This is a genomic window from Gilliamella sp. W8123 (assembly GCF_016101085.1).
In the GTDB taxonomy this organism is placed as follows: domain Bacteria; phylum Pseudomonadota; class Gammaproteobacteria; order Enterobacterales; family Orbaceae; genus Gilliamella; species Gilliamella apis.
Window position 1 is genome coordinate 187,466 of the sequence record NZ_JACFRE010000006.1, and the last position, 19,491, is coordinate 206,956.

Here is a 19,491-nt window from a genome sequence, read left to right on the forward strand (position 1 = left end):
ATCATAAAATTGGATTGACAAGGATATCTGATATGGATTATAATTTTCAACACACAACACACAACACACAACCTGCCCAACCTATAATTTCACCTTTCTAAAGTTAAGCTCACATCGTTTATTATTTAACCGTAGTTTATTATTTCAGCAATTTCCAAAATTTCAGCAAAATTTTTCAAGATTTCTTGGTTTAGTCTTTTTATCTCGGCCGATGGTTTTGGTATTAACCGTGGTTGTTTTACAGTCTATCTCTTTTGCTAACTATGCATTAACCACTACAACGACCAATATTATTTATGGCTCAGCACCTTATTTAACCTTTGATGGTGGTCGTACCCAGATGACAAATACCGAAGCACTACTCAGGATATCGCTTTCTGATGGAAGAACATTTACTCCGACAACCAATGATTCAAGTTTTTTCAATCCTATCGTTTTACCTGTTGTTGGTCAGAGTTTTAATGATATTGGTATGTTAGTACCAAGGGATACTGATTCTATTGCATTAAGTTCACTTATTGGCGCACCGTATAATTATTGGGGGGATGATGATGGTGATGGTCAGGGAGTTAATGGTGTCACCGCTACCGGTAGTTTAAATTTATCTATTGTTGATAAATTCAATAACCCTGTTGCCCGTAATGAAGTACTGACTATTTGTAAAGCGCCATATAGATTAACCTTATCTAATGGTGAAGGTACATTAACAACACGTTATGGTGTGCCTAATGAAAGTCGTTTTAGTGCTAGTAATGCCTCTTATTATATTAAACCTAAGACAGCGCCAGTGATTTGTTATGCACAACCTGACTCACATTACGGTAATGGTATATATGCTGGTCCTGCTTCCATTTGGAACCCTGATTGGGGTTTTCTACCACAGTCAGTTACACCATCGTCTTATGGTTTAAACTTCCCGACTACTGGTGCTAATAATTTGCTTTTTGATTTAGATATTGGTGGTGTTAGTGAAGCCTTATCTTGGGCTCCGGTTTCTCATAGTGGTATTACTGCTACTATGATCAATTCAACAAGATACCATATTCATGTCACCCTAACAGGTCCTGTTGCTAAAGACTATCAATTGCGTTCAGATAATCCAGGTGAAATCGCCAGACCATCTTTACCTCAGGTATTTGAGTTAGTCGGTCGTGATAGCAATGGTAATGCAGTGGTCAAATATGGATTTGAGTTAAAGCAGTGGTTTGTTAATCGTGGTTTTTATGAAACTACCCATTCTAATATGGAATCTTGGTGTAATAAGATTGGATACCGTCTCCCAAAGGTCAGTGATTTAACTAATGCGTCTTGTCAGGGAAATAATTCAGAGAAATGTGGAGATTATGCAAATGAAATAGTAGGGGCAACGCCTTCGGCACCTAATAATTCATATATGCGTCACATGGGTGCAGGATTTTTCGCGGAATGGGGGAGGGTGGAATATTACTTAGTGACCTTCTTCTTCGGAGGCGACTATTGGACGCAAGATAGGGCGGGTAGTAGTCAAGAGTTTTTTACGGTTGACTCGGCGTATGGTTGGGTGGGTCACGCTGATAGGGAATATACCAACGTCAGAGGACTCTGTGTCTATCCTTAGCTATTATTTCTTAGTTCTTAGGTATTGAAGCTGAGGATAAGAAAAATAACGTTAGGGCGATAAAAAAGCGATTTTGTGGTGTGACATTGGCAACGTGCTGACAACTGAGTGAGGTTAGCATGGCAAACAGGGATGTTTGGCAAGGCTGTGTTTTGTCAGGAACAAATCACAGCCGGTGCGTTAAGACCGAACGAAGGCGCCAGGCAGTCACATCGAGACCACTTGCGTGGTCGCCGCGGGAGATGGTAAAGAGGGTTGGCGCCAACCCTCTTTACTCGGACGTAATCACCGTATAGAAACAACCACCAAACTAGCTATCAAACAACAAACGTCCGAAACTCAAACAACCAAAAAAATTGAGGAACGGGGTTTTTGAAACCCAAAAATCCCCCTAAAGTTTCTCCTAAATTAGTTTTAAGGGCGTAATTAAGACATAATATTACATTAAACTTTACAAAAATTAACAATTTAACCGTCAAAATAAGTTGCATGGTTTTTTCCAATCACTATACTTTTATAGCATATTTATATGAATGGATAAATTTTATGCTTAACGGCATAAAATTGTAAATAAATCATTAATTTAGTTGACAGGAATGTCGAATATGTATTATAATGTACAACACCAAACACCAAACACCAAACCTGCCCAACCTATAATTTAATTTCAGCTAATTACCTCAATTCAAGTTTAATTTTTCACGATAGTTTATTTTTTCTTAGGATATCAAAGCTAACATCTAGTGTTAGTAAATATCAATTTAGCCAAAGAGCAGAAAAAACAAAACGCTGTTTAGTTCAGCTTTCTCATTGTAGAAATTTCACCGCCAATACAATACGATGTATTTTGTCTTTGACAAATTCTTCATTATTATCCGTTTGTTTACCTCTGGTTAAAACGTTTATTTATATTTTATTTATTTTATGCTTTTTAGGTGTCAGTCAAAAAAGCCAAGCACTCACAGCGCAAAGCGTAAATGTCATTATTGGTAATAAACCAAGCGTTGTCGATATTGAAAGTGCATCAAAAAAGCATGGTTTTACTGTTAATAATGTTTTATATAGTTCATATACCAATAACTTAAGTGACACAAAAATCAATCAGTTTAATGGTAATTTAACAATTAAGGACTTTATTATTAAAGACTATTCAATAAATGATTTAGATATAACGGCTAATTATGATGATACCGATGGTGATGGTATTCGCAATAACACTCCGTTCACCGTAGAAAAAACAACCTATAGTTGGTTTGATAATAAAGGGATAAAAATCGAAAATAATGAAAAAATAATTGGTTGTGGTAGTGACATTTCCATGCCGTTAACTTTAACTATTACAACTAAAGTAAAAACCTATTCCGAATATGGTATTCCGAATGAAAGCGAATATTTTGATATCACTCAAAAATACAAAATTATGACTAAATCTGAAATTTGTTATGCCAAACCTTATGGAATGATACTGTATCCACAATATGCTTGGGGAAGTGTTAGACCTATATCATATAAAGGAAGTCTTGATTGTATTTTATCTGGTTATGCTGATAATGAATTTGAATCATCACTTTTAGATGACAGTAAACATTGGATTAATGGTTGGAATCAAGATAGCAATCGAGTAAGAGATAGCTATTGTGGTGGCGGTTATGATGCTGCAGTTTTTGATCCTGAAAATGGTTTTAAAGTATCGGCGGTACCGCACTTTCCAACAACTGGTTTTCCTGGCGCAAAATTTCAATTAGTCATGACTGGTCATCAAGAGGATTTTGAATATACCTTATCGGCAACGCCAAATGATAGTGTTACGGTTGATAAACAAGGTAATGTTATGTTGGTTAAAAAACCGATAGGTCCCGTCACCATAACTGCAAAATTTAAACATGATCGACAAGTTCCTGAACAAAATTATACTTTTAATTTAACCGGTATATGGGCGGTACCATATGGGAATGACTTTTATACTTATCAGCAAACGGTTAATTTATGTGGTGGAGAAGCGAATATTCCGTCAAGGACTGAAATGTCAAACTCTCCAAATGCACCAATGTCATGGACAGAATTGCCACTTGAATGGGATGCTTTTACTCGTACTATAGGACAAGGGCTATTGAGTGAATGGGGTATGACAATTAAGAATACTTATCCTGATTCAAATTGGTTTAGTGGACTTTTGTGGTTTTATTCTCGAGATAAATATATTGTTCCAGAGGGTGCTTCAAAAGAATTTTTTGATAGATTTGCTATTGATGCTTGGATAGGTCAAATTAAAGTTTGGGAGAAATCAAAAAATTTACACGCAGTTTGTAAACAATAAAAAAGTCTATTAATGAATATTATTAATTAAATGAAGATATATTGGCATCCGCCAATCGAAGTCGTACTTGCTACTCTCGCCAATTAAGTTATCGAAATAATGGATAATGGAACGGTGAAATTAATGGTGAATGAGTGGCATGGTTAATGACTGGAATGCGATAACGTAATATTTACTTCATTGCTCAGGCTATCGGGGGTATTGATTGGGATTCTTATTATTACTTAACCGTTAGTCAAGCAGGCAATGCAACCGTTTTAAATAAGTCAAAAAAAGTATAGAGTTTATTTATAAAAAAGAAGATAAGTATTAATAGAATATATTTGTATTCCATAAATAGACTTTGCCATTCGTAAAGAATTATCATATTGTACTGATGTTTCTAACAATGAATTTAATTTCGATTTTGCAGAAACATCATGACATCCATTTACACATAAATTAATTTCAGAAATTCGTTATAAGGGCGTCAGCAAAAGAGTCAAATAATTAAAAAATAGTACTTGTTATTGGATTATTTTATAATAAAAAATTCTTCAACAATCTAATATTAATCTCCTCACTATAAGGGATTATTATAAAAAATCATTAATAATCTGATTATTAAATTTTTACAACGCATTGCAAAAAAATAATATTTGAAAAACACTATTGGTTCGATAGTGAGCAATCAGCATCATTTTAAAATGTTGTTTTCAACATTTTAGGCAAATTTATTATTAGACATGAGGAATAAGGATGAGTAAATTTCTAAAAATATTATTAACCATGGTTGTTAGTCTATTAATGATCTCGTGTGCACAAAGGGCTAATTTAGTCACAAATAAGGATTCATTAGCTACATACACACAATATTCTGATATTGAACCCAAAGGTAAACAACCCAAAGCTAGAATTACGGTAATTCAAGTCGGTTCAAGAGATTTTAGAACTTTAGGATTACAAGTTTATAATCAAGAAAAGCGAGATGAATCTGGCTATTTAACTTATTATCTATTTGGTAGTAAATTTTATGCTGATAAAGTTGCCGATATACCGGGAATAGTTGTTCCTGACGATTTAGTTCAACCAATTAATCAACTGAATATTCGACCCGGCAAAGCTTTCATTTTTACTACCTCGGTTGGTAAATATAAAAGGGTTGAGCCAGGCTGGTTCAAACGAGGTTATACTGAAAGAATTACCTGTAAGTGGAATGATAAAAAATTAGTTTTTATACCAAAAGAAGGTAAAGATTATTTATTATCGATTGGGGCAATACCGACCCAAGAGGAGAATAAATTCCTATGTATATTAAAATTACAAGAATGGGATAAGAAAACTAAACAATACCAAAAAGTTCCATTTATTCTTTATCCTGGTAAATAATTACTTAAATTATTTTAAACCGCTTATATAGCGGTTTAAAATTGATTGCCTAGTGATAAATAAACTGACAACAAATTAAATTCTTCTATTTAAAAAATCCTTAAAGCAAATTACTCCCTCAAAAATTGAGAAGAGGGGGGAATTGCTTTTAATCCTATATTGCTTAGTCTTTCTGGTTAAAAATTGAATCTATATCAAATTAGGCTATAATGCCGCATCGTTTAATTTTTATTATTAAAGATGAATATTGGTTTTATTGGCGCCGGTAAAGTGGGTTGTACTTTGGCTAAATATTTTAGTCTTTGTGGTATGCAAATTACTGGTTTTTATAGTCGTGATTATCAACAAGCACAAGCGGCAAGTGAATTTACTGGTAGTGAAGCATATTTAACTTTATCTAGCTTAGTTGAGGATTGTGATTGTCTATTTTTGACTGTGCCGGATAGTCAAATTAGCTCAGTTTGGCAAGTGGTTAGTCGATTGCCGATTGACAATAAATTAGTTGGTCATTGCAGTGGTTTGCTGACATCGCAGTTATTTACTGTCGATCATATTGTTCATCCTTTAGCATTTTCGCTACACCCTTTATCGGCAATTTATGATCGTTTTACCTGCTATAAGGAGATGGCTAAGGTATCTTTCACTTTAGAAGCCAATAATCCCCTAGCATTAGCTAAATTACAACCGATGTTGTCACCTTTGGTTAATGCGATAGCAATATTATCGGCAGAACATAAAGCGCTTTATCATGCCGCTTGCGTTATGCTAAGTAATCATGTTATCGCCTTAGCGCAAGTTGGCAGTGATATGTTGGCACAGTGTGGTTTAGATCCCCATTTTTGCCAACAAGCATGGCATGATCTATTTTTAGCGAACGCCAAAAATATTTGTAATGTTGGTACTATAAATGCATTAACTGGTCCGGTTGAACGCAATGATGTAAATACTATAAAACAACATTTACTCAACTTACCTGCTGATATAAAACCTTTATACCAACAATTATCGACAGTATTAGTTAATCTTAGTCGGCAAAAACATCCTGATAGGGACTATCATCAATTAGAACTGGAGCTGTTACCTTGAAAAATACAATTCTAACTTTACAACAACGCAAACAAAATCAACAAAAAATCACCATGTTAACTGCTTATGACTACACAACGGCAAAACTGATGGACGATAGCGGTGTAGATTGTTTATTAGTTGGTGATTCATTAGGAATGGTGATGCTAGGCTATGAAAGCACGGTTTCTGTCACCATGGAAGATATGATCCATCACTCTAAAGCAGTGGCAAAGGGCGCTAAAAACGCATTAGTTGTGACAGATTTACCGTTTATGTCTTACCATGCTTCTGTTTATGATGCTGTACATAATGCTGGTCGTTTGATTCAAGAAGGCAATGCTCAGGTTGTAAAACTAGAAGGTGGGCGAGCATTTTGTGAACATATTAAGATGATCACTCAAGCATCGATTCCGGTTATTGCCCATATTGGTCTGATGCCACAATCAGTATTAGCATTAGGCGGTTACAAAGTACAAGGTAGAGATTACCAAGCGGCTAAAGATATAATTTTGGATGCATTAGCAGTTGAACAAGCCGGTGCTGCAGCTATTTTACTCGAATGTGTACCTGCCGATTTGGCCAAATTTATTACTGAACTTGTTAGCATACCAACGATCGGTATTGGTGCTGGTCATGGTTGTGATGGTCAAGTGTTAGTTTATCAAGATATGTTGTCAATGTATGATGGCGTATCATCTAAATTTGTTAAATCTTTTGCGCCAATCGGTGATCAAATGAAGCAAGCGTTTGCCAATTATTGCCAAGAGGTAAAACAGCAACAATACCCAGCATCAATACATGAGTTTGCCATTGATGGTGAGATTATGACTCAACTCAAATCTGAATTTTCAAAATAGCCAGAAAGGATAATAATTGTGAAAGTTGTAACAACAATTGATGAAGTTCGTCAGCAGGTTAAATCGTGGCGTAAAAACGGTGCTAGCATTGGTTTAGTGCCAACCATGGGGTATCTGCATGAAGGTCATCAGAGCTTAATGGCTGCGGCTAAACAAGATAATCAAAAAGTGATTGTTACCATTTTTGTCAATCCAATGCAGTTTGGCCCGAAAGAAGACTTAGCCAGTTATCCACGTGACTTAGAGCGTGACAAAAACGCCTGCCAACAAATGGGTGTTGATCTGATTTTTTGTCCATCAGCCAGTGAAATGTATGATGCCAATTTTAATAGCTATGTGAATGTTAATGGCCTAACTGATGCGCTTTGCGGCAAAAAGCGCCCCGGTCATTTTAAAGGTGTTTGTACTGTGGTTACTAAGTTATTTAATATTACGCAACCAGATCGAGCCTATTTTGGTCAAAAAGATGCGCAACAACTAGCGGTTATTCAACGTATGGTAAGCGATCTTAATGTTGACATCGAAATTATCGGTTGCCCAATTGTGCGTGAAAGTGATGGACTAGCTAAAAGTTCTCGCAATAGCTATTTATCGCCACAAGAACGCTTAGCCGCTATCTGTTTGTATCAATCAATCGAGTGTGCCCAGCAACTGATTCAAACTGGTGAAAAATCAGTACAAACCATCTTAACCGCAATGCAGAATATTATAAATGCCCAGCCGTTAGCTAAAATTGATTATATTGAATTTGTTGATTATGCAACATTAACTGCGGTTGATCGTTTAAATCAAGATAGTTTATGTGCTTTGGCGGTTTATATTGGTAAAACCAGATTGATTGATAATTTTATCTATCATCATTAGTATTTACCATTCTAATCGTTCATAACGTTAAGACCACTTGCCAACAAGTGGTTTTTTTATACTAATTTTATTGTTATCTGATTTAAATTTGATTTAATCAAACACTTTATTCGTCTAACAATTTATTGTTATATCATTTTACGGTAGAATAAAGACTATTTTTATGCCTTGAATTAGGATTGATGCCTTTATTATGAAAAATACGACTTATAATCCACAAGAAATCGAACAACCTATCTATCAGCATTGGGAAGAAAGTGGTTACTTTAAACCTAATGGTGACAAATCTCAGCCTAGTTATTGCATTGCTATTCCACCACCAAATGTAACTGGTAGTTTGCATATGGGACATGCTTTCCAACAAACTATTATGGATGCGCTAATTCGTTATCATCGTATGCAAGGCAATAACACGCTATGGCAATCAGGTAGTGACCATGCCGGTATTGCAACGCAAATGGTGGTAGAACGTAAAATTGCTGCTGAAGAAAACAAAACTCGCCATGATTATGGTCGTGAAGCGTTTATCGAAAAAATTTGGCAATGGAAAGCAGAATCAGGTGGTAGCATCACTAAACAGATGCGACGTTTAGGTGATTCGGTTGATTGGGATCGCGAACGTTTTACTATGGATGAAGGTCTTTCTAACGCGGTTAAAGAAGTTTTTGTAAGACTCTACCAAGAAGATTTAATTTATCGTGGTAAACGCTTAGTTAACTGGGATCCAAAATTACGTACCGCAATTTCTGATCTTGAAGTTGAAAATCGTGAAGTAAAAGGTTCAATGTGGCATTTGCGCTATCCATTAGCGGATGGTGTTAAAACTGCAGAAGGCAAAGATTATCTAGTTGTCGCTACAACTCGTCCTGAGACACTATTTGGTGATACCGGTGTGGCCGTTAATCCAGAAGATCCTCGTTATAAAGATCTAATCGGTAAATTTGTCATATTACCATTTGTTAATCGTCGAATTCCGATTGTTGGCGATGAACATGCGGATATGACAAAAGGTACTGGCTGCGTAAAAATTACTCCTGCGCATGACTTTAATGACTATGAAGTAGGGCGTCGTCATCAATTACCAATGATCAACATCTTAACTTTTGATGGTGATATTCGTGCACAAGCAGAAGTGTTTGATACTAATGGTGAGCCAAGTACTGCATACGCAACCGATATTCCGGCACAATTCCAAAATTTAGAACGCTTTGCGGCGCGTAAATTAGTTGTTGCGCAGTGTGAAGCTCAAGGTATTTTAGAAAAAATTGAACCGCATGACTTAACTATCCCTTATGGCGATCGTGGTGGTGTGGTAATCGAACCTATGTTAACCGATCAATGGTATGTAAGAGCTAAAGTATTAGCGGAACCAGCTATTGCAGCGGTTAAAAATGGTGATATCCAATTTGTGCCTAAACAGTATGAAAATATGTATTTTTCATGGATGAATGATATTCAAGATTGGTGTATTTCGCGACAATTATGGTGGGGCCACCGAATTCCAGCTTGGTATGATAATCAAGGCAACGTCTATGTTGGTCGTGATGAGGCTGAAGTTCGTCGTGAAAATAATCTGGCAGCAGATATCGAATTATCTCAAGATGACGATGTTCTTGATACATGGTTCTCATCAGCATTATGGACATTTTCAACTTTAGGTTGGCCAGAAAACACTGATGATTTAGCTACTTTCCATCCAACTAATGTACTAGTGACAGGTTTTGATATTATCTTCTTCTGGGTTGCTCGAATGATTATGATGACCATGCATTTCATTAAAGATGAGCATGGTAAACCACAAGTACCATTTAAAACGGTATATGTGACCGGGCTAATTCGCGATGAAGAAGGGCAAAAAATGTCGAAATCTAAAGGTAATGTTATCGATCCTTTAGATATGATAGATGGTATTTCACTTGCTGATTTATTAGAAAAACGTACTGGTAATATGATGCAGCCACAATTAGCGGAAAAGATTGCTAAACGTACAGAAAAACAGTTCCCGAATGGTATTGAAGCGCATGGTACTGATGCCTTACGTTTTACTTTAGCGGCGCTGGCATCAACTGGTCGTGATATCAATTGGGATTTAAAACGTTTAGAAGGTTATCGTAACTTCTGTAATAAACTATGGAATGCCAGCCGTTATGTATTGATGAATACCCAAGATCACGATTGTGGTTTTAAAGGTGGGGAGTTAGATTATTCATTAGCGGATAAATGGATCTTGGCGGAATTTAACCAAACCGTAAAAACCTACCGTGAAGCATTCGATACTTACCGTTTTGATTTAGCTGCTAATATCTTATATGAATTCACTTGGAATCAGTTCTGTGACTGGTATTTAGAGTTAACTAAATCAGTATTGGCAAATGGTGAACAGAATCAGCAACGTGCTGCTCGTCACACTTTAGTCACGGTACTTGAAGCCTTATTACGTTTGGCGCATCCAATCATTCCATTTATTACTGAAGCTATTTGGCAAAGTGTCAAACCATTAATGGCAATCAAAGCGGATACCATTATGTTACAACCAATGCCAGCATTTGATAGCCAATTAGTTGATGATAAAGCGGTTGCCGATATCAATTGGATTAAAGACGCTGTCATTGCGGTTCGTAATATCCGTGCTGAAATGAATATCGCACCAAGCAAACCATTACAGCTATTGATTAGAAAAGCATCACCAGCCGTTCATCGCGTAATTAGTGACAATGTCACCTTTATCGAATCATTAGCAAGATTATCAGAAATTGTCTTGTTAGATGAAGGTGAAGCAGGACCATTATCAGTCACTAAATTGGTTGATGGCGCTGAACTCCTTATCCCAATGGCTGGGCTTATTAATAAAGAAGATGAGCTAGCTAGACTAGAAAAAGAGATCGCTCGTATTGATGGTGAAATTGCGCGTATTGATAATAAACTATCTAATGCTAGCTTTGTCGATAAAGCTCCCGCAGCAGTCGTTGCCAAAGAGAAAGAAAAACAACAAGGCTATATTGCTGACAAAGCCAAATTGCAAGAGCAGTATGCAGCCATAAAAAGTCTTTAACAACTTGAATAAAAACCCTCTCATATGAGAGGGTTTTTTATCTAATTAAACCGTTAACTAATCTTGAAGTAATCAAAATGGCAATGGCCAATGGCATTTTCTGCTTCAGTTGCGGCAAAAATTCCTACTTTAGCCCCCACCCATTTACCTTTTCCAGCAGCGAAGCTAGGTTTAATTAACATCCAGTCTGTCTTATGATCTTTATAGTAAAATTGACAGATACCATTCAAACCAACTTCGACTTTAAGTTGGCAATGCTGTGAAGATAATTGACCGACAATTTGTTGATATTCGTCAACTTGACCTGAATCTTTCATCCAGCCATATCGATAATACAAATTATACTGGCCATTATCATAACCGATCATAATCGCAGCATAACGTTCACCATAAACGATTAAACCGCCCAAATCACCTGATTGCTTAGCATTCAATGTAAGTTGAGTTTGCGCCGTGAATTGCCATGCTGAAAATTTTTGCAGCAATAAGTTAGCTGCAAAATAGAGTGTACGCTGTGTATTATGCATAGGTAATGGATAACAACTTAAGGCTAATCCTTGATCACTTGCTATTAGCCAATCAGGATTAGGATTTGCCTGCCATTGCCACTGTAAACCAAATTTACCATGCTGGAAATCGTCACTGGTTTGGATTTTATAATCTTCTGAGTGATGGAATACAGTTGGTTTTTTATATGATAATACCGGTTGTCCAGTGGAATCATTATTGATACTCTCACCAATGCGAGGCCAATCATCATCACCCCAATACATTGGCTGTAAATGAACAATACGGCCATATAAATGGGCATCTTGAAAGTGTACAAACCAGCACTCATTGTTGTCCAATTCGACCCATCCTCCTTGATGCGGGCCGTTAATGGTGGTATTGCCTTGAAATAGCACATTGCGTGCAGTCCAAGGACCCGTTAAATTACGGCTACGTAACACCGATTGCCAACCGTTTTCAACACCGCCAGCTGGTGCAAAAATGTAATACCAACCATTGCGCTTATAAAGTTTTGGTCCTTCAAGTGTCGGTAAATCGGCAGTGCCATCATAAATAATTTGACCTTCGCCAATCAATGTTGATCCATCATTAGCCATTTCAAATAGCTGCAACTTATGTTTAACACCACAACGACTTTGCGCAAAGGCATGTACTAACCATGCTCGACCATCATCATCCCAAAATGGACAAGGATCAATCCAACCGAGTGCTGGTTGTAAGCAGTGCGGTTTGCTCCATTTACCCCAAGGATCAGAGGTATTAGACATAAAAATACCTTCGTCAGGAGTACTAAAAAACACCCAAAGTTTTTCATCATGATAGCGAATCGATGGCGCCCAAACCCCTTTACCGGGTTGGACTGCATCATAACCGGGTAAGTCAAGGGCATCAAAAACATGATTGATAATCTGCCAATTTACCAAGTCTTTTGAGTGGAGGATCGGTAATGCTGGCATATGGTTAAAGCTAGATGAAACCATAAAGAAATCATCATTTACTTTGACAATATCCGGATCGGAATAATCACCGCAGATAATAGGATTGTGATAATAATCTAAACTCATATAATTAACCTTTAATTGTAACTATTACTTATCGACATACTATCTTAGTCATGACTATCTTTATTTTGTTGTCTAGCAAGTAAATCACTTTGAATTTTTGCCATCATTTTGTCATCTAATTTATAAAAACGCATTAACCACCAAAGCAATAAATAGGAAAATGCTGGTCCAATAGTTAAAAGACCAATAATGCCCATTGTGGCTAATGGGGTTTGTTCATTTACACCTGCTTGATAGCCTAATAAACCTAAACAGATGCCGACTAAAGCACCAGCGATTGCCATGCCGAGTTTTAAGGCAAATAAATTACCTGAGAAAGATAGACCAGTTGCTCGGCGGCCAAATTTCCATTCACCATAATCAGCAGCATTGGCCATCATATTCCATTTAAATGGTTGATACATGGAGTGGAAAAAGCCAATTAAAAAATAGAGTGGGAAAATAACCGCTAACCACACCGGTGGAACAAAAAACATCACCACACCAATAACAAACAACGTTAAATTAATATTCTTAAATAATTGAATAGCAGTAAAACGTTTAGCAAAATAACCAGCAGCCATCGCACCTAATATAGTACCGACCACCGATGTTGACACAAAGGCTGATTTCATCGCTGTACCTGCTGCTGAGCTAACGCCACCCATCATCAAGTAAGTTGCATAGTAAAGCGTTGCTGAACTACGCATAACGCCAGCCATACTTGAAAAGAAGGTAATAAGCGCCACAATACACCACTGATCATTGCCTAATAAGCATTTTAAATCTTTTTTAACACTGACGTTTTTATCTTCAATTGGTACTACTCTTTCTTTAGTGGTTGCAAAACAGAACACTAACATACCAATCGCAATAACGCCCATAACCGCCATGGTTAACTGAAATCCGAGTTGCTTATTTTCTTTTCCTAACCAATCGACTAAAAATAACGTACCGATTGATACCATAAGTCCTGATGCCGATGAAATAGTAAATCGATAGGATTGAGCAGATAGGCGATCTTTCTCATCACGAGCAATAACACCACCAAGAGCACAATAAGGAATATTAATAAATGTATAACAAAGCATTAATAATGCATAGGTAACGTATGCGTATAAAAGTTTACCTGAATAACCAAAATCTGGTGTTGTATAAGTCATAACAGCCAGTACCGCATAAGGAATCGCAAACCAGATTAACCATGGTCTAAATCGCCCCCATCTTGTTTTAGTACGATCGGCAACCATACCTGTAATCGGATCGATAATAGCATCAAAAATTCGCGTAGCGAGGAACATTATGCCAACCGCAGCTGCAGAAAGGCCATAAATATCAGTATAAAAATAGGTCAAAAACATCGTCACCGAGGAATAGACAATACCACAAGCTGCATCCCCCATCCCAAAGCCAATTTTTTCCATGACTGATAATTTTTTATTATTATCCATCATAAACTCCTTTTAGTTATCAAAATATGATTTGCATAAAACTGTCATTATTTAATTATCGGTTGCGTTAACAACTTATTGAAAAAATAACAATAAATAGAGTTTATAAAATTCATTTTCAAAACAGTATTATGATTTTGCATACCTTAATTACGTTATATGGTTAATGTGATAGATATCACAAATCTATAACATCATTTTGGACATAGATAATGCATTAAGAATTGATATTTGATGGGCTTTAACGGCAAGAGTAGCTGAATTGTGGATGTGTATTTTGATAATCTAGATTAATTATCGAAAAGTATTAAGATGTTATAACTAACGTTAGCGATTTATTGGATGGATTTTGGCTTTAAAAACCCCGTTCCTCAATTTTTGGTTGTTTAAGATTCGGACGTTTTGTTGTTTTGTAGCTAGTTTGCTGGTTAGTTTTATATAGTGATTACGTTCGAGTAAAGAGGGTTGACGCGAACCCTCTTTACCAACTCCCACGGCGACCACGCAAGTGGTTACGATGTGACAGCCTTCCGCCTTCGTTCGCTGTTAACGCACCGGCCGTGATTTGTTCCTGACAAAACACAACCTTGGCAAACATCCTTGTTTGCCATGCTAATCTCACTCAGTTGTCAGTATATTGCTAATGTCGTTAAATAAGGTTAACTAAATTTACTTTACAAGCAACAAACTATTATTAGCGCTAGCTGATTTTTTGATGACGCCATAGCCATTTACCACTAATAAGTCGATAATAGAAGAAAATACTTCTAATAATCCAATCTAAGAACATACCGAACCAAACACCAATCACCCCAAAGCCAAAATAAACGCCAAAAATATAACCCACAACAATCCGACACATCCACATACTACCAATAGCGACCCACATGGTATAACTGGCATCTTTCGCACCTTTAAAACCGTATGGTAAAACAAAGGATGATGCCCAAAAAGGCGTAAATAAGGCATTAAACCAAAGTAAATGTTTGGAGATCTCAATAACTTCCTGATCATTAGTGTAAAGCGAACTTAATAATCCTGCGAAAGGGATCGATAAAAAAGCTAAAAAACAGAGTAACAAACTGGTTAGATGAAAAATAAATTTAAGCTGCCTTGTTGGTTGATAAATTTGCCCCATACCAATACGTTTACCAACAATAATTGTCGATGTTGCACCGAGTGTACCGCCTGGCAAATTAAGTAATCCAGCAATTGAAAACGCAATAAAATTAGCGGCTATAGTTGAGGTGCCCATACCGGCAACAAAAGTTTGTGTGAGCAATTTTCCGATATTAAACATTACCGATTCCACACTAGCAGGAATTCCGATACTTAAAATATCAATCAAAATTTTACCATTGAACGAATGAAAATAACTACGGAGAGGAATAAATAACGCTCGACTTGGTTTTATAGTTAAGACTAATAAAATAAAAAACATCCCACAATAACGTGAGATTGTTAAGCCAATACCCGCACCAATAAAACCTAATCCTTGCCAACCCAAAGCGCCGTAAATAAGCACATAACTGATCGTCAAGTTTAAAATATTCATGATAATGTTTAAGTACATTGGTAATTTGGTATTGCCGGCACCACGTAATGCACCACAGCCAACTAAAATAAAGGCAAGAGCAGGGTAACCTAAAACGGTTAATCTTAGAAAGGTAAGTGTTAATTCCTTTACTTCTGGATCGGCTTTACCTGCAATAATCTCGACAATCCAATATCCGGAAAACTCAACAAACAAAAACAGTAAAATCGAAATTATAACTAATAATGTAATGGATTGCCTTGCTGCGACCACGGCTTTTTTACGATTGTGTCGTCCCAAGCTAAACGCCACCACCACAGATGTCCCTAGTGCAACCGCCATAAAGAAGGACATTATAATCATGTTAAAGCTTTCCGCCAGACCGACGGCAGCCATCTCGGCCTTACCAATCCAACTCACTAAAAACGTACTGAAAATACCCATCAAAATGACTGACAAATTCTCAATTAAAATTGGCATTGCTAAAGGATAAATTTCGCGCCAGAACAGCACATTATTTGAACGTCGTTTTTTATAAAGTTGAAGATTCTTTAATCGACTAACAAGTTGAAAATCCAATTTCAGGCCTAAAAATTTATTTAGAAAATTTAGTATATTATAACGCCTTTATTTGCTAAAAATGAAATTAAGTTTTATAAAAACTCAACATTAATAATTATCATTACCAATAAAGGGTACCACTATTTCAAGGCTTATAAATTATAAATAAATTGAGGAATGGAGTTTTATTGTCAAAATAAATAATATACCATTACTAAAAATTTTTGGAGGAAAGGTATGAAGAAATTATTGATTGGAGGCTTTTTAAGCTTAGTTTTAATTGGATGTTCCACTAGACCGCCTGCTGAACATGAAATAAAACAAGTACCAGAAGCAAGAATATTTAATCATCAAGCTAAACTAGATAATAATGCGACATTAGTGTTTATTAGAGATAAAGGATTGACTGGTAGCGGATGTTACATTAATTTATTTTTAAATGGGCAAGAAGTGGCTAAGTTTGAAACTAAAGAAAGAGCAACTTTTTATCTGCCAGCTGGTGAAGTTATTATTGGTGCATCTATACAAGGTCATGGATTGTGTAGTTTTAATGCTCCCCGTCGTGAACGTGATTTTAATTTAAATAACAATGAGAAAAAAATCTTTAGATTATTTATAGACCAAAATGGAAACACTGATATAATTCCAACAACTTTATATCAATGATTCAAAAGTTTAAAAAGAACCTGTATTGCAGGTTCTTTTATTTTTTAAATTATTATAAGTAAATAAAAATTTAAATAATCAAATCAGATAAAAGTATATTACTTTATTACAAATCAGTATGACGAGTATTATTTAGCGACTTTCGCAATGTGCTGACAACTGAGTGAGGTTAGCATGGCAAACAGGGATGTTTGCCAAGGCGGTGCTTTGTCAGGAACAAATCACAGCCGGTGCGTTAAAAGCGAACGAAGGCGGAAGGCAGTCACGTAGTGACCACTTGCGTGGTCGCCGCGGGAGATTGTAAAGAGGGTTGGCGGCAACCCTCTTAACTCAGACGTAATCGCCGTATAGAAACAACCACAAAACAACAAAACGTCCGAAACGCAAAGAACTAAAAAATAAAGAACTAAAAATTTTGAGGAACGGGGTTTTTAAAACCAAAAAATCCCCCTAAAGTTTCTTCGAAATTGGTTTTAAGGGCGTAATTAAAACATAATATTACGTTAAACTTTACAAAAATTAACAATTTAACAGCTTAAATAAGTTGCATGGTTTTTTCCAGTCATTATACTTTTATAGCATATTTATACGAATGGATAAATTTTATGTCGGTAGGCATAAAATTGTAAATAAATCATTAATTTAATTGACAGGAATGTCGGATATGTGTTATAATTTACAACACCAAACACCAAACACCAAACCTGCCCAACCTATAATTTAACGTTAGTAAAGTTAAGCACGTACGGTCTATTATCTCACTACAATTTATTTTTCCAACAAATTTGGCAAGCGTTTTCAAAATTTCTTAATTTAGCCTGTTTATCTCGGCCGATGGTTTTGGTATTAACCATGGTTGTTTTACAGTCTATCTCTTTTTCTAATTATGCATTAACCACTAAAACGACCAATATTATTCAAGGTTCAGCTCCTTATTTAACCTTTGATGGTGGTCGTACCCGGGTAACAAATACCGAAGCACTACTCTGGATATCCCTTTCTGATGGTAGAACATTTACTCCCACAACCAATGATTCAAGAAACCATCCTATCATTTTACCTGTTGCTGGTCAGAGTTTTAAGGATATTGGTATGTTAGTACCAACGAATACGTATACTAATTCTATTGAATTAAGTTCACTTATTGGCAAACCGTATAATTATTGGGGGGATGATGATGGTGATGGTCAGGGAGTTTATTATGGTATCACCGTTACAGGTAATTTAAGCTTATCGATTGTTGATAAAGACGATAATCGTGTTGCCCGTAATGAAGTACTGACTATTTGTAAAGCGCCATATAAATTAACCTTATCTAGTGATAGCGGTAGATTAAAAACACCTTATGGTGTGCCTAATGAAAGTCGTTTTAGTGCAAGTAATGCCACTTATTATATTAATCCTAAGGCATCGCCAGTGATTTGTTTTGCAAGACCTGACTTATGGGGGATTGGGAGTAATCTTTCTGATGCCATTTATCAAGGGCGTAATGGTTTTCTACCACAGTCAGTTACGCCATCGTCTTATGGTTTAAACTTCCCGACTACTGGTGCTAATAATTTGTATTTTGATTTAGATATTGGTGGTAGTAATCAGGCCTTATCTTGGGCTACGGTTTCTCATGGTGGTATTACGGCGACGATGACCGATTCAACAAATACCAGCGTTAAAGTCACCCTAACTGGTCCTGCCGTTACAGACCCTAATCAATGGTACTCAGAAAATCCAGATAGAGTCGACAGACCATCTTTACCGCAGGTATTTGAGTTAGTCGGTCGTGATAGCAGTGGTAATGCGGTGGTCAAATATGGATTTGAGTTAAAGCAGTGGTTTGTTAATAGTGGTAATAATGAAAAGAACCATTCTAGTGTGGAATCTTGGTGTAATAATATTGGATACCATCTCCCAAATGTCAGGGATTTAACTAATGCGTCTTGTCGGGAACTTAATTCAGGAGACGCTTGTAACGGTCTAGTAGAGGCAACGCCTTCGTCACCTGATGGTTGGTACCAGCGTCACATTGGTGGAGGATTTTTCGCGGAATGGGGGATGGTGGAGACTTACTTTGGTGCCAATTTTCCCGGCCTCGGCTCCGGCGCCGGCGGCACTTGGACGTTTAAATATTGGACGCAAGATATGGTAGTTAGTACTCAAAGGTTTTTTTATGTTAACACGCGTTATGGTTCGATGTCTTACGATGATTGGTACAACTCCATAAGGGGCGGCGGAGCCTGTGTCTATCCTTAGCTATTATTTCTTAGTTCTTAGGTATTGAAGCTGAGGATAGAAAAATAACGTTAGGACGTTAAACAATCATTGCCCAGCCAAGGCAATAAGGCTGACAAAGTGGGCAATAAAAGCGATTTTGTGGTGCGACATTCGCAACGTGCTGACAACTGAGTGAGGTTAGCATGGCAAACAGGGATGTTTGGCAAGGAGCGTTAAAAGCGAACGCAGGCGGAAGGCAGTCACGCAGTGACCACTTGCGTGGTCGCCGCGGGAGATGGTAAAGAGGGTTGGCGCCAACCCTCTTAACTCGGACGTAATCACCGTATAGAAACAACCACAAAACAACAAACGTCCGAAACTCAAACAACCAAAAA

The 19,491-nt window shown here is 36.8% G+C and carries 14 protein-coding genes; 10 read left to right on the top strand and 4 right to left on the bottom strand.

Annotated elements, in window-relative coordinates:
• Positions 1-229: 229 nt before the first annotated feature.
• From H3T56_RS09210 to H3T56_RS09245, 8 genes are all read left to right on the top strand, one after another.
• Positions 230-1,597, top strand: coding sequence for a hypothetical protein (locus tag H3T56_RS09210; protein WP_198192752.1), 1,368 nt, complete (start codon positions 230-232; stop codon positions 1,595-1,597).
• Positions 1,598-1,823: 226 nt separating this feature from the next.
• Positions 1,824-1,973 (top strand): hypothetical protein, encoded by a 150-nt coding sequence (locus H3T56_RS09215; RefSeq protein ID WP_198192754.1) that lies wholly within the window; start codon positions 1,824-1,826, stop codon positions 1,971-1,973.
• Between the two features lie 471 nt (positions 1,974-2,444).
• Positions 2,445-3,914, top strand: coding sequence for a hypothetical protein (locus tag H3T56_RS09220; RefSeq protein ID WP_198192761.1), 1,470 nt, complete (start codon positions 2,445-2,447; stop codon positions 3,912-3,914).
• Between the two features lie 738 nt (positions 3,915-4,652).
• Positions 4,653-5,282: a hypothetical protein gene (locus H3T56_RS09225; RefSeq protein ID WP_034903515.1), complete on the top strand. Its 630-nt coding sequence runs from the start codon at positions 4,653-4,655 to the stop codon at positions 5,280-5,282.
• 240 nt (positions 5,283-5,522) lie between these two features.
• Entirely contained in the window at positions 5,523-6,368 is an 846-nt protein-coding gene (locus H3T56_RS09230) for a Rossmann-like and DUF2520 domain-containing protein (protein WP_198192763.1), read from the top strand.
• Positions 6,365-7,207, top strand: a complete 843-nt coding sequence (panB, locus tag H3T56_RS09235) for a 3-methyl-2-oxobutanoate hydroxymethyltransferase (RefSeq protein WP_198192765.1) — start codon at positions 6,365-6,367, stop codon at positions 7,205-7,207. The genes H3T56_RS09230 and panB overlap by 4 nt, the downstream gene beginning before the upstream one ends.
• An 18-nt stretch (positions 7,208-7,225) precedes the next feature.
• Positions 7,226-8,071 (top strand): pantoate--beta-alanine ligase, encoded by an 846-nt coding sequence (panC, locus tag H3T56_RS09240; protein ID WP_198192767.1) that lies wholly within the window; start codon positions 7,226-7,228, stop codon positions 8,069-8,071.
• A gap of 193 nt (positions 8,072-8,264) precedes the next feature.
• The gene (locus H3T56_RS09245) at positions 8,265-11,123 is read left to right on the top strand and encodes a valine--tRNA ligase (protein ID WP_198192770.1); all 2,859 of its coding nucleotides are present in this window, start codon (positions 8,265-8,267) and stop codon (positions 11,121-11,123) included.
• A 53-nt stretch (positions 11,124-11,176) separates the two neighbouring features.
• On the opposite strand, the gene H3T56_RS09250 is transcribed toward H3T56_RS09245, so the two are convergent.
• The 3 genes from H3T56_RS09250 to H3T56_RS09260 form a co-directional block, all read right to left on the bottom strand.
• On the bottom strand, positions 11,177-12,697 hold the full coding sequence (locus H3T56_RS09250) for a glycoside hydrolase 43 family protein (protein ID WP_198192772.1): 1,521 nt from the start codon (positions 12,695-12,697) through the stop codon (positions 11,177-11,179).
• 44 nt (positions 12,698-12,741) lie between these two features.
• Positions 12,742-14,127, bottom strand: coding sequence for a glycoside-pentoside-hexuronide (GPH):cation symporter (locus H3T56_RS09255; protein WP_086354406.1), 1,386 nt, complete (start codon positions 14,125-14,127; stop codon positions 12,742-12,744).
• Between the two features lie 700 nt (positions 14,128-14,827).
• Positions 14,828-16,240 carry an EmmdR/YeeO family multidrug/toxin efflux MATE transporter gene (locus H3T56_RS09260; protein WP_065613067.1) on the bottom strand — a complete coding sequence of 471 codons (1,413 nt, stop codon included), beginning with the start codon at positions 16,238-16,240 and terminating at the stop codon, positions 14,828-14,830.
• Positions 16,241-16,459: 219 nt separating this feature from the next.
• On the opposite strand from H3T56_RS09260, the gene H3T56_RS09265 reads away from it, so the two are divergent.
• Positions 16,460-16,888 carry a hypothetical protein gene (locus tag H3T56_RS09265; RefSeq protein WP_065578517.1) on the top strand — a complete coding sequence of 143 codons (429 nt, stop codon included), beginning with the start codon at positions 16,460-16,462 and terminating at the stop codon, positions 16,886-16,888.
• 852 nt (positions 16,889-17,740) lie between these two features.
• Positions 17,741-19,135 carry a hypothetical protein gene (locus tag H3T56_RS09270; RefSeq protein WP_198192774.1) on the top strand — a complete coding sequence of 465 codons (1,395 nt, stop codon included), beginning with the start codon at positions 17,741-17,743 and terminating at the stop codon, positions 19,133-19,135.
• A 159-nt stretch (positions 19,136-19,294) separates the two neighbouring features.
• Here H3T56_RS09270 and H3T56_RS11625 read toward each other — a convergent pair.
• Positions 19,295-19,491 (bottom strand): hypothetical protein (locus tag H3T56_RS11625; protein ID WP_232351424.1); only part of this gene is annotated, 197 nt, incomplete at its 5' end.

What these genes read in the sequence shown, in the direction of transcription:
- H3T56_RS09225 (WP_034903515.1), top strand. Translation starts at nt 4,653, where the DNA reads ATGAGTAAATTTCTAAAAATATTATTAACCATGGTTGTTAGTCTATTA.
- H3T56_RS09230 (WP_198192763.1), top strand. Translation starts at nt 5,523, where the DNA reads ATGAATATTGGTTTTATTGGCGCCGGTAAAGTGGGTTGTACTTTGGCT.
- H3T56_RS09245 (WP_198192770.1), top strand. Translation starts at nt 8,265, where the DNA reads ATGAAAAATACGACTTATAATCCACAAGAAATCGAACAACCTATCTAT.
- H3T56_RS09250 (WP_198192772.1), bottom strand. Translation starts at nt 12,697, where the DNA reads ATGAGTTTAGATTATTATCACAATCCTATTATCTGCGGTGATTATTCC.
- H3T56_RS09255 (WP_086354406.1), bottom strand. Translation starts at nt 14,127, where the DNA reads ATGGATAATAATAAAAAATTATCAGTCATGGAAAAAATTGGCTTTGGG.
- H3T56_RS09265 (WP_065578517.1), top strand. Translation starts at nt 16,460, where the DNA reads ATGAAGAAATTATTGATTGGAGGCTTTTTAAGCTTAGTTTTAATTGGA.
- H3T56_RS09270 (WP_198192774.1), top strand. Translation starts at nt 17,741, where the DNA reads ATGGTTGTTTTACAGTCTATCTCTTTTTCTAATTATGCATTAACCACT.